Origin of the sequence: Raoultella sp. (assembly GCF_039594335.1) — a bacterium.
Lineage (GTDB): Bacteria > Pseudomonadota > Gammaproteobacteria > Enterobacterales > Enterobacteriaceae > Klebsiella.
Map to the genome: position 1 here is coordinate 15,824 of NZ_JBCNNS010000056.1, position 11,941 is coordinate 27,764.

At 55.1% G+C, this 11,941-nt stretch carries 11 protein-coding genes; all 11 read right to left on the reverse strand.

Going from position 1 to position 11,941, the window contains the following annotated elements:
* Position 1 precedes the first annotated feature (1 nt).
* Complete coding sequence (gene cuyB / locus ACZAHD_RS11975; RefSeq protein WP_462456970.1) at positions 2-709, reverse strand: cysteate racemase; 708 nt, start codon at positions 707-709, stop codon at positions 2-4.
* Complete coding sequence (gene cuyA / locus ACZAHD_RS11980) at positions 702-1,718, reverse strand: D-cysteate sulfo-lyase (protein WP_462456971.1); 1,017 nt, start codon at positions 1,716-1,718, stop codon at positions 702-704. The genes cuyB and cuyA overlap by 8 nt, the downstream gene beginning before the upstream one ends.
* A gap of 240 nt (positions 1,719-1,958) precedes the next feature.
* Complete coding sequence (gene rnr / locus ACZAHD_RS11985; protein ID WP_462456972.1) at positions 1,959-4,415, reverse strand: ribonuclease R; 2,457 nt, start codon at positions 4,413-4,415, stop codon at positions 1,959-1,961.
* Positions 4,416-4,453: 38 nt separating this feature from the next.
* Complete coding sequence (gene nsrR / locus ACZAHD_RS11990; protein ID WP_462456977.1) at positions 4,454-4,879, reverse strand: nitric oxide-sensing transcriptional repressor NsrR; 426 nt, start codon at positions 4,877-4,879, stop codon at positions 4,454-4,456.
* A gap of 227 nt (positions 4,880-5,106) precedes the next feature.
* Positions 5,107-6,405 (reverse strand): adenylosuccinate synthase, encoded by a 1,299-nt coding sequence (locus tag ACZAHD_RS11995; protein ID WP_004857049.1) that lies wholly within the window; start codon positions 6,403-6,405, stop codon positions 5,107-5,109.
* A gap of 102 nt (positions 6,406-6,507) precedes the next feature.
* On the reverse strand, positions 6,508-6,705 hold the full coding sequence (locus ACZAHD_RS12000) for a DUF2065 domain-containing protein (RefSeq protein WP_462456973.1): 198 nt from the start codon (positions 6,703-6,705) through the stop codon (positions 6,508-6,510).
* A gap of 219 nt (positions 6,706-6,924) precedes the next feature.
* Positions 6,925-7,929, reverse strand: a complete 1,005-nt coding sequence (hflC, locus tag ACZAHD_RS12005) for a protease modulator HflC (protein ID WP_462456974.1) — start codon at positions 7,927-7,929, stop codon at positions 6,925-6,927.
* A gap of 2 nt (positions 7,930-7,931) precedes the next feature.
* Positions 7,932-9,188, reverse strand: a complete 1,257-nt coding sequence (gene hflK, locus ACZAHD_RS12010) for an FtsH protease activity modulator HflK (RefSeq protein WP_462456975.1) — start codon at positions 9,186-9,188, stop codon at positions 7,932-7,934.
* A gap of 65 nt (positions 9,189-9,253) precedes the next feature.
* A complete protein-coding gene (gene hflX, locus ACZAHD_RS12015; RefSeq protein WP_004857038.1) occupies positions 9,254-10,534 on the reverse strand; it encodes a ribosome rescue GTPase HflX in 1,281 nt (426 codons plus the stop codon).
* Between the two features lie 252 nt (positions 10,535-10,786).
* Positions 10,787-11,095, reverse strand: a complete 309-nt coding sequence (gene hfq / locus ACZAHD_RS12020; protein WP_100685556.1) for an RNA chaperone Hfq — start codon at positions 11,093-11,095, stop codon at positions 10,787-10,789.
* 92 nt (positions 11,096-11,187) lie between these two features.
* Positions 11,188-11,941 (reverse strand): tRNA (adenosine(37)-N6)-dimethylallyltransferase MiaA (miaA, locus tag ACZAHD_RS12025; protein WP_462456976.1); only part of this gene is annotated, 754 nt, incomplete at its 5' end.

Genomic DNA, 11,941 nt, shown 5'->3' on the forward strand with positions numbered 1-11,941 from the left:
TTTAACGGTCTTGCCATAATTGCGAACATCGCTCGGCCAGCGCCTGGGCCGGATCGAACGTCAGGTGAGCAAACGGCGCCTTCACCGCCGCAAGCGCAACGGGAACCTCGGTGCAGGCCAGAATCAGCTTTTGCGCGCCGCGGGCAAACAGCGCGCTGGCCTGGTGTACCAGCAGCTCGCCCCCCTCTTCCAGCTCACCACGTTTGACTGCATAACACCCGGGGACAAACCAACGGACCAGCTCCTCCTCCGTCGGTTCAATCACCGCCACTCCCTGCGCCGCCAGCTTGCGTTGATACCAGCCCGCCGCCAGCGTGCCTTGCGTGGCGATAATTCCCACCCGCTGAGGTTTGTCCGCCTGCTGCGTCAGCGCGACTAGCGTCGCATCAACAATGTGCAGAATCGGGGCATCGCTCACCTGGCTGAGGGCGTCATACCAGTGATGCGCCGTATTACACGGGATGGCGATATGGCTTGCCCCTGCCTGATTGAGCTTTTCAATACCATGGATAAGCTGCGGCAGCGGCGACGGCCCGCTTCCCGCCAGCGCCTTTTGTCGGTCCGCGATCTGCGGGACGTTCCACACCACCGAAGGAAGCTGCTGCTGATCGTTCTGCGCTGGCGTGGCGTCAAGCAGGCGTCGCTGAAAGTCCAGCGTGGCGAGCGGCCCCATTCCTCCCAGCACACCAAGCAGAAACGGCTTAGTCATGACGGGTCTGCGCCTCTAACAGCTGGCGGTAGCCGAACAGTCCGGCAGAACCGCCTGTATGGATAAAGACTACGTTCTCATCCTGACGGAAGTGACCCTGGCGAATCAGATCGATAAGCCCCGCCATCCCTTTCGCAGAGTAGACCGGATCCAGCAGAATCCCCTCGTGGCGCGCCAGCAGCCTCAGCGCTTCCAGCGTTCCCGCGGCAGGCAGACCGTAGCCCTCTCCGACGTAATCGCTATTGACCACCACGGCGCTACGCGGCAGTTCGCCCGCCACGCCAAGCAGGTTGAGCGTTCTCGCCGCCAGATTCCAGACGTTCTCTTCCTGCTTCAGCTTTGGCGCACGCACGCTGATGCCCAGCACCGGAACGTGGCTGTTGGTCGCCGTAAAGCCCGCCACCAGCCCCGCCTGAGTCCCGGTGCTGCCCGTAGCGTGCACCACGTGGTCGATGCGCAGACGTAGCTGAGATGACTGGTACAACAGCTCTTCGGCGCAGGCGACGTAACCCAGCGCGCCGATGGGGTTAGAGCCACCCCCGGGGATGATGTATGGATTGTATCCTTGTTCACGCAACGTGGCGGCATACTCCTCCATCGCCTGCTGCATATCGCTGCCGCCCGGCAGATGAGCAACGATCTCCCCGCCCAGAAGTTCATCCAGCAGCACATTGCCGGAGCGTTGGTAATCCTCGCCAAAATCTGTCACCCGCTGTTCCAGCAGCGCTTTAGCCTGCAGGCCAAGACGTGCCGCGCCGGCAATCGTCTGACGGACATGATTAGACTGTGTGGCCCCCTGGGTAATCACCACATCGGCGTTTTTCGCCAGCGCATCCGCCAGTAAAAACTCCAGCTTACGGGTTTTATTCCCCCCGCTCGCCAGACCGGTCGCATCATCTCGCTTTATCCATATTTTTGGCCCACCTAATAATTTCGACAAATTATCCAGCGGCTCAAGCGGAGTCGGGAAATGACCAAGTGACACACGGGGAAAACGAGCCAGATGCATATATGCTCCTTGCACATACAAAGGGGGGGGGGGATAGCAAAAGTAAAATCCACTATACACAGTGAAAAAATATGCCTAATCAAAAAGAATAAATAACGATTGCTGAAAACAGACTAAGCAGGAAATACGCGGGGAAGGGAGAAATATCTATTCTGTTGTGGAATGACTTACGGCAAAAAAGAATAACCCCCTCCCACTGGAAGGGGTTATATACTCGTCATGCTTCAGGTTGTCTGACGCTTACTCAGCGACTTTTTTCTTCGCCGCACGTTTCGCCTTTGTCGCCGCCGCGATTTTCTGCGTCTTGGCTGATGGCTTTTTCGCGCTATTCTCTTTTTTCGCTTTCGTCGGCTTCGGTTTGCCCTTATCACCACGGAAAGCGCTGTCTGGCTCGAAGTTCACCTTCTTGCCCGTCTGACGGCGACGGCCGGACGGTTTACCTGCATTATTGCTGGCGCCATTGGTCTTCTTCGTCCTCTCCCGAGCGGTCTTGCCAACGTTGCGCGGACCGCGTTCGCTGGAGATCAGCGAGAAGTCGATTTTACGTTCGTCCATGTTGACCGCTTCCACGCGGACCTCCACGCGATCGCCCAGGCGGTAAGTCTGACCACCGGATTCACCGATCAGACGTTGCCCGACCTGGTCGAAACGATAGTAATCGTTATCCAGCGAGGAGACGTGCACCAGGCCATCAATAAACAGCTCATCCAGACGCACGAAGAAACCAAAGCCGGTGACGCTGGCAATCACACCTTTAAAGACGTTACCCACCTGATCCAGCATAAAGTCACACTTCAGCCAGTCGGAAACTTCGCGGGTGGCTTCGTCGGCACGACGTTCGGTCATCGAACAGTGCGCACCCAGCTGCAGCATTTCATCCATGCTGTAGTGCCAGCCGCCAGTTTCGGTGCTGTTACCTTTATGGCCCTGCTCTTTCGCCAGCAGGTACTTAATCGCACGATGCAGCGACAGGTCCGGGTAACGACGAATAGGCGAAGTGAAGTGCGCGTAAGATTGCAGCGCCAGACCAAAGTGACCGCGGTTTTCCGGGTCGTATATCGCCTGTTTCATCGAGCGCAGCAGCATAGTTTGCAGCATTTCATGATCCGGACGATCGGCAATCGAGGTCAACAGTTCAGCGTAATCACGCGGCTCTGGCTTGTTGCCGCCAGGCAGCTCCAGCCCCAGTTCTGCCAGTACGGAACGGAAGGCGGTAATCGCTTCGGTGCTCGGCTTATCGTGGATACGGAACAGCGCCGGCTCCTGCGCCTTCTCAACAAAGCGGGCGGCAGAGATGTTCGCCAGAATCATGCACTCTTCGATCAGCTTGTGCGCATCGTTACGCTGCGTCTGCTCAATACGCTCAATACGGCGTTCTGCGTTAAAAATGAACTTCGCTTCTTCGCTCTCAAAAGAGATCCCGCCACGTTCTTCGCGCGCGCTATCCAGCACTTTATAAAGCGCATGCAGCTCTTCGATATGCTTCACCAGCGGTGCATAGTGCTCTCGCAGCTCCTGATCACCTTGCAGCATATGCCACACCTTGGTGTAAGTCAGGCGTGCGTGTGAGCTCATCACCGCTTCATAGAACTTGTAGCCGGTCAGGCGCCCCTTGGACGAAATGGTCATCTCGCAGACCATGCACAGGCGATCGACCTGCGGGTTCAGGGAACATAAGCCGTTGGAGAGCACTTCCGGCAGCATCGGTACGACCTGAGACGGGAAGTAGACCGAGGTACCGCGGCTGCGTGCTTCAGCGTCCAGCGGCGTACCAGGACGCACATAGTAGCTGACGTCAGCAATCGCCACCCACAGGCGCCAGCCGCCGCCGCGTTTTTTCTCGCAGTAAACGGCGTCATCAAAGTCGCGGGCATCTTCACCATCGATAGTCACCAGCGGCAGGTCGCGTAAATCCACGCGGCCCGCTTTCGCCTCTTCCGGCACCTGCTCTTTCAGCACCGAAACCTGTTTCTCTACCGCCGGTGGCCAGGTGTAAGGGATTTCATGGGTACGCAGCGCCATATCAACCGCCATGCCGGTACCCATATTATCACCCAGCACTTCGACGATTTTACCGATCGCTTTAGTACGACGGGTCGGGCGCTGGGTCAGCTCCACTACCACCACGAAGCCCATTCGCGCGCCCATCACCTCTTCCGGCGGGATCAGGATATCAAAGCTCAGGCGACTGTCGTCCGGTACGACAAAGCCCACGCCGGCGTCGGTGAAATAGCGGCCGACAATCTGGCTGGTTTTTGGCACCAGAATACGCACCACGCGCGCTTCGCGGCGGCCTTTACGGTCCGCACCCAGCGGCTGCGCGAGGATCTGATCGCCATGGATGCACATTTTCATCTGCTCGGAAGAGAGATAAAGGTCGTCTTTACGCCCTTCAACGCGCAGGAAGCCATAGCCGTCGCGGTGGCCGATAACAGTGCCCTTGAGCAGGTCGAGACGCTCCGGCAATGCGTAGCACTGGCGGCGGGTAAAGACCAGCTGCCCGTCACGCTCCATGGCGCGCAGGCGGCGGCGCAGTCCTTCAAGTTGTTCTTCGCCTTCGATATTCAGTTCTGTCGCCAGCTCTTCGCGACTGGCAGGTTTTTCACGTTTTGCTAAATGATCGAGGATAAATTCCCGGCTTGGGATGGGATTCGCATACTTTTCAGCTTCGCGTTCCTGGAAAGGATCTTGTGACATGTCGGTTCCTCCGTTGTCATCTCTGATGTGAGTTTATGTCACTCCACCAGTAATAATTTATAAAGCGGTTGATTTTCTTCAACCAAATCAGCCAGCGTGTAGTTATCTAGTTCCTTGAGAAAACTTTGCGCTGCTTCAGCCAGCGCCTTCTTCAGGCGACAGGCAGGTGTAATATGGCAAAATTCGCTGCTGCAATTGACCAGCGACAGCGGTTCCAGATCGCGGACAACATCGCCAACCCGAATAGTATTCGCCGGCTTACCGAGGCGAATACCCCCATTTTTACCCCGCACGGCCATCACGTAGCCAGCACGACTTAACTGATTGATTATTTTTACCATATGATTACGGGAAACGCCGTAAACCTCCGTCACTTCGGAGATATTCGTCATTCTTCCATCCGGTAACGAAGCCATATAAATCAGCGCTCGTAATCCGTAATCCGTGAAACTCGTTAACTGCACATCAACCTCAGGGTAAGGGGAAAGCGGCATACACTCATCATTCAGGTCACCGCCGCGTTGTTCTATCGGACGCATCCTGAAAGCTTGTGGGTATTGATCCTCGGGTAATGACCGTATTGATACTGTATTGATGATAAACCAGCCAGCGCTCAGGCCGCTAATTTATTTGAAATGGGGCGGGTCAACAGCAAAAACAAGGGGCGCCTTAGCGGCGCCCCAGGAGATGATTATGCGTCAAACGGATCGCGCAGAATCATCGTCTCAGAACGGTCGGGACCGGTAGAGATGATATCAACCGGCACGCCGGTCAGCTCTTCAATGCGTGCAATATAGTTCAGCGCTGCCTGCGGAAGACCGCTGCGCGTTTTCACGCCGAAGGTGGTTTCAGACCAGCCCGGCATGGTTTCATAAATCGGCTCAATACCTTCCCAGTTGTCAGCGGCCAGCGGAGTGGTCGTCACTTCGCGGCCATCCGGCAGACGGTAGGCAACGCAGAGTTTCACTTCTTTCAGGCCGTCCAGAACGTCCAGCTTGGTCAGGCAGAAACCAGACAGAGAGTTGATCTGCACCGCACGACGGATCGCAACGATATCCAGCCAGCCGGTACGACGACGACGGCCGGTAGTGGCGCCGAACTCGTTACCCTGCTTGCACAGGAACTCGCCGATATCGTCGAACAGCTCGGTCGGGAACGGACCTGCACCGACGCGAGTGGAGTAGGCTTTGATGATGCCCAGAACGTAGTCCACGTAACGCGGACCCAGGCCGGAACCGGTCGCCACGCCACCCGCGGTGGTGTTAGACGAGGTCACGTACGGATAGGTACCGTGGTCGATATCCAGCAGAGTCCCCTGCGCGCCTTCGAACATCACGAAGTCGCCGCGCTTACGCGCCTGGTCCAGCAGATCGGAAACATCCACCACCATCGCTGTCAGAATGTCGGCAATCGCCATCACATCATCCAGCACTTTCTGATAGTCAACCGCTTCTGCTTTGTAGAAGTTCACCAGTTGGAAGTTGTGATATTCCATCACTTCTTTCAGTTTGACGGCAAAGGTTGCTTTATCAAACAGGTCACCAACGCGCAGACCGCGGCGTGCGACTTTATCTTCGTAAGCAGGGCCGATGCCGCGACCGGTTGTACCGATAGCTTTCGCACCACGTGCTTTTTCACGCGCAACGTCCAGCGCGACATGATAATCGAGGATAAGCGGGCAGGCTTCGGACAGCAACAGACGCTCACGAACAGGGATACCACGGTCTTCCAGACCTTTCATCTCTTTCATCAGCGCAGCCGGAGACAGCACAACGCCGTTACCGATGATGCTGGTGACATTCTCGCGAAGAATACCTGATGGAATAAGATGGAGGACGGTTTTTTCACCGTTGATTACGAGAGTATGGCCTGCGTTGTGGCCACCCTGGTAGCGCACAACATATTTAGCCCGTTCAGTCAGGAGATCGACGATCTTCCCTTTACCTTCGTCACCCCATTGGGTGCCCAGTACGACGACGTTGTTACCCATTTTTCAAAATCACCGTTTGCTTAAAAATGGATTCTACCATCGCTTTTTCAGAGTTACAGCACTTTTTGCACTCAATTCCAGGCAAGTCTGACCACTTTTTGATCAAGCCATCGATTTCGTCAACATGTAGTAGATGACAAACCCGGCAACCACAAGCCCCCCGCCAAAACGGCGTAATAAATTATCCGGCAGCTGGCTCATGGCCGCGACCATCCGACGCCAGGCGCGCGGATAAAGCAGCGGCCCGAGCCCTTCGAGTACTAAAACCAGTGCCAGTGCCAGCCAGATTGTTGCGTTCATTATTGACCCTTAGAAAGAAAGCTCGTCGCCACCTCAAAGAGGGAGCGATGGCAGAGTGATGCGGAAACAGCCCTCTGGCGACATTGTCCGGTATTTCACGTTCATTATGAACTGGAATCGCTAAAAAAAGCCCATAACTTATTGTGTTACAAGTTATTTATTAAACTTTACCTATAAAAAAGGCGCCTTTATCAAGGCGCCTTTTACTCACAATATCACTTACTTGCTAACCGAATCCGGCGATTTCATATAGCGGAAGAAATCACTGTCCGGGCTGAGCACCATCACATCCTGATTGCTCTGGAAGCTATTCTCATAGGCGCGCAGGCTACGGATAAAGGCATAGAAGCCCGGATCCTGGCTAAACGCATCGGCAAACAGCTTCGCGGCATCCGCATCACCTTCACCCCGCATGATACGGCCCTGACGTTCCGCTTCAGCCAGCGTCTTGGTGACTTCATAGTCCGCCGTTGCACGCAACTTCTCCGCCTCTTCCTGACCCTGTGAACGATGGCGACGGGCAACCGCTTCACGCTCGGCGCGCATACGGTTGTAAATCGCCTCGGACACCTCAACCGGCAGGTTGATCTGCTTGATGCGTACGTCGACAACTTCAATACCCAGCGCCGCCATACTGTTCGGGTTAATGACCGGCACCTTACCATTGGTTTCTGCCGATACGCGCTCTGCCGCTTTGGCGATAGCATCGTCGGCTGCCGGCGTACTGACTTCGTCTTCTGTACCCGCTGAACCGGAGTTCAACGCATCACGCACTTCCAGCGTCAGACGACCGCGGGAATCGGTCACGATATCTTTCACGTCCAGGCGACCAATTTCAGAACGCAGACGGTCAGAGAACTTACGCTTCAGCAGCACTTCGGCCTGGGAAACGTCGCCGCCGCCGGTTGCCAGATAGTAGCGGCTGAAATCGCTGATACGCCATTTGATGTAGGAGTCAACGATCAGGTCTTTCTTCTCTTTGGTAACAAAGCGATCGGCCTGGTTATCCATAGTCTGAATGCGTGCATCCAGCGTTTTCACTGATTCAATAAACGGGATCTTGAAGTGCAGACCCGGCGAATAGACCAGCGGTTTGTTTTCACTATCGCGGAGAACTTTACCAAAGCGCAGCGTAATCCCACGCTCACCTTCTTTGACGACAAAAATCGACATGTAAAGCACTACCAGCACGATGACAATTATCGCAATAACAGATTTACGCATCGTTATTCCCCCTGACGCTGGTAGTCGTTACGCTGCGCGTTAGCGCGGCGTTGGTCCATAATGTTGCCGTCCGTGGTGGTCGGCGTGGTGCTGGCACTGCTTGAGCTGGATGCAGGCGGCAGACGCAGAAGATCGCTCGCGCCACTGCTACTGCTCTTTGCCGCCGGGGCACCGGCGCCTTTCAGCATCTGGTCCAGAGGCAGAACCATCAGATTGCCGCCTTTATCGTTAACCAGCACTTTACGGGTATGGCTCAGCACTTTTTCCATGCTTTCGATATACAGACGTTCACGGGTGATTTCCGGCGCAGCTTTATACTCCGGCAGGATCTTCGCAAAGCGCGCAACTTCACCCTGTGCTTCGAGAACGGTCTGAGTTTTGTACGCGCGCGCCTCTTCAAGGATACGCTGCGCTGCACCGTTAGCTCGCGGCTGAACTTCGTTGGTGTAAGCTTCAGCTTCACGGATGTACTGCTGCTCGTTCTCACGCGCGGCAATCGCATCATCAAATGCCGCCTTCACTTCTTCCGGCGGACGTGCCGTCTGGAAGTTGACGTCCAGCAGGGTGATCCCCATGTTGTACGGACGAATCGTCTCTTCCAGCTCACGCTGGGTATCGCTACGAATAACGGTACGACCTTCGGTCAGGATGCGGTCCATCGTGTACTTGCCGATCACGCCGCGCAGGGCGCTGTCGGTCGCCTGACGCAGGCTATCGTCCGCGCTGGCCACGCTAAACAGGTAGCGTTCAGGATCGGTCACACGATACTGGACGTTCATCTCAACGCGCACAACGTTTTCATCAGACGTCAGCATGACGCCAGAAGCCGCCAGTTCACGTACTGATTCAACGTTAACAGCCTGAACGTTATCGATAAAGGTTGGCTTCCAGTTAAGACCTGGCTCAACCAGATGGCTGAATTTACCAAAGCGCGTGACCACACCACGTTCAGCTTCCTTGATGGTATAGAAACCGCTGGCAGCCCAGATAATAACCGCAGCAGCTGCCACGATACCGACAATGCGTCCGCCCATCGGGCCGCGTGGTCCCTGAGAGCTACTACCGCTCCCCTGGCCCCCTTTACCGCCACCGAGACCGCCAAGTTTTTTACTTAACTTGCGGAAGATATCATCCAGATCGGGCGGCCCCTGCTCGCGACCACCTTTATTGCCATTTCCCCCGGAGTTGCCGCCTTGGTTATTGCTGCTCCCCCACGGGTCGCGGTCCTGTCCGTTATTACCGGGCTGATTCCACGCCATGTATATGCTCCATATTTGTTTTTGATATCCCCACAGGGGTTAATATCTTCAGGCAAGCTGCAAGGTCAAATCACGTAATCAACCAGCGCTGGCTCTTGTTTACAGAGGCGACGCCAGTCAACGATCGGCATGCGCACCTGCAGACCCACGCTGCCGTCATCTTCCAGCCACTCTTTTTCTATCGCCTGAAGCTGATAGAACCGACTTCTCAGCCGCCCTTCCTGCGGCGGTAGACGCAACGTATGCTGCGCTACTTCACCGGAAAGCCGTTCCGTCAAAGCCTGAAAAAGCAGCGGTACACCAACCCCAGTCTGGGCGGAGAGCCAGACCCGAATCGGTTTATTCTCTTCATCTCTATCGATACGCGGTTCAAAATCATCCAGCATGTCGATTTTGTTCATCACCAGCAGCATCGGGATCTCATCGGCCTCAATTTCCGCCAGTACCGTATTGACTGCATCAATGTTTTCCTGCACCCGGACATCGGCGGCATCAATCACATGCAGCAGCAGGGTCGCCTGACGCGTCTCCTGCAAAGTGGCTTTAAACGCCGCGACCAGGTCGTGCGGCAGATGGCGAATAAAGCCAACGGTATCCGCAAGCACGGTCTCGCCCACATCGGTAACATCAATGCGGCGCAGCGTCGGATCCAGCGTCGCGAACAGCTGGTTCGCAGCGTAGACCTCGGCTTCCGTTATCTGGTTGAACAGCGTTGATTTTCCGGCGTTGGTGTATCCCACCAGCGAGACGGTTGGAATATCGGCTTTGGCTCGTGACCGCCGTCCTTGCTCACGCTGTTTTGACACTTTCTCCAGCCGCGACAGGATCTGCATGATCCGGTTGCGCAGGAGTCGACGGTCAGTTTCGAGCTGGGTTTCACCCGGGCCGCGCAAACCAATCCCGCCTTTCTGTCTTTCAAGGTGGGTCCAGCCGCGAACCAGGCGCGTAGCCATATGGCGCAGCTGTGCCAGCTCAACCTGCAGTTTCCCTTCATGGGTACGCGCGCGCTGGGCAAAAATATCTAAAATAAGACCTGTGCGATCGATAACCCGGCATTCGCATAAGCGTTCCAGATTTCGTTCCTGAGCCGGGCTCAAGGCATGATCGAACAGCACGACTGACGCGCCGGTCGCTTTTACGGCTTCCGCAATTTCGACAGCCTTACCTTCACCAACAAAATATTTTGGGTGCGGTGCTTTACGGCTACCGGTAATCACCTGCATTGCTTCGACACCGGCAGAGGAGACCAGGGATTCAAACTCCTGAAGGTCTTCCATATCTTTGTCTTGCGAAAAATAGATGTGTACCAGCACCGCCTGCTCACCGGCATCATAACGGTCAAACAAGCGTAAACCCCTTATAAAATACCAGCGGGGAACACAGTTACCCGTTGTCTTTCAGGCCGCATTGACGTTGGCTTTCTTGCCCGACTCTGGCCGGGCCACCACACGCGTTGTTCAAATCTGCCCCTGGCAAATTTGTTATTCACCCCAGTCATTTACTCACGTAAATAGCTGGGGAGTCACTACGCGCCGCCTTTCTGCAACCTGAAACGCATCGAATAAACCCGGCTCCCCGGCATGGAAACAGCATCAACCTTATTCAGTGTCTTCGCTGTCTTGCTGCGGCGCAGAAGAACCCTGCGCGCTACCACCATGGTGATAGTTATTTGTACCGCCGCCAGCATTATTGCTGTGGTGAGACACCGGACGAGACGGGACAACAGTAGAAATTGCGTGCTTGTAGACCATCTGGCTGACCGTGTTTTTCAACAGGATCACGAACTGATCGAAAGACTCAATTTGCCCTTGCAGCTTAATACCATTCACCAAATAAATAGAAACCGGAACGCGTTCCCGACGCAAAGCGTTCAGGAACGGATCTTGTAAAGATTGCCCCTTAGCCATTCTCTCTTTTCCTTATATGTATGCTTGTTTTGTACTCAGAACCTTACGATTCTTAAAAAAAATTACGCACGATACCGTTTAATTGTACACGTTCAGTCCTGGCTCGCACCAACTACCTGTAATACTTTGTTGAGCGCCTGTTCAGGATGTTCACTATCTAACCAGTGAATATCTTCCCAGCCGCGTAACCAGGTAATCTGACGTTTTGCTAACTGTCTCGTGGCGCAAACACCTCGATAAACCATTTCATCATACGGGATCTCGCCATCAAGATATGACCACATCTGGCGGTATCCGACACAACGAATGGAAGGCATATCCGTATGCAAATCTCCGCGGGCAAAAAGCGCCCGTACTTCTGCTTCAAAACCCGAAGCCAACATCTGATGAAAACGCTGCTCTATGCGTTGATGGAGCAGTTCACGGCTCGCCGGGGCGATGGCGAACTGGTGCACCTGGTACGGCAGAGCGTCTCCTGACGTTTGCGTCAGTTCCGTTAAAGTTTTACCCGAAATGAAAAAAACTTCCAGTGCCCGGGAAAGCCTTTGCGGATCATTTGGATGAATACGCGCGGCAGCAACGGGATCGATCTCCTGTAGCTGCCGGTGCAATGCGTGCCACCCCTGCTCTGCTGCCTGCTGCTCAATTTTAGCCCTGACCTGCGGATCCGCCGACGGTAACGGCGACAACCCTTCCAGCAACGCTTTGAAATACAACATTGTTCCGCCAACCAGTAGCGGAATGCGCCCGGCAGCGACGATCTCCGCCATTTCAGCCAGCGCATCGCGGCGAAAATCCGCCGCGGAATAAGCCTCTGCCGGATCACGAATGTCCAGCAGCCGATGC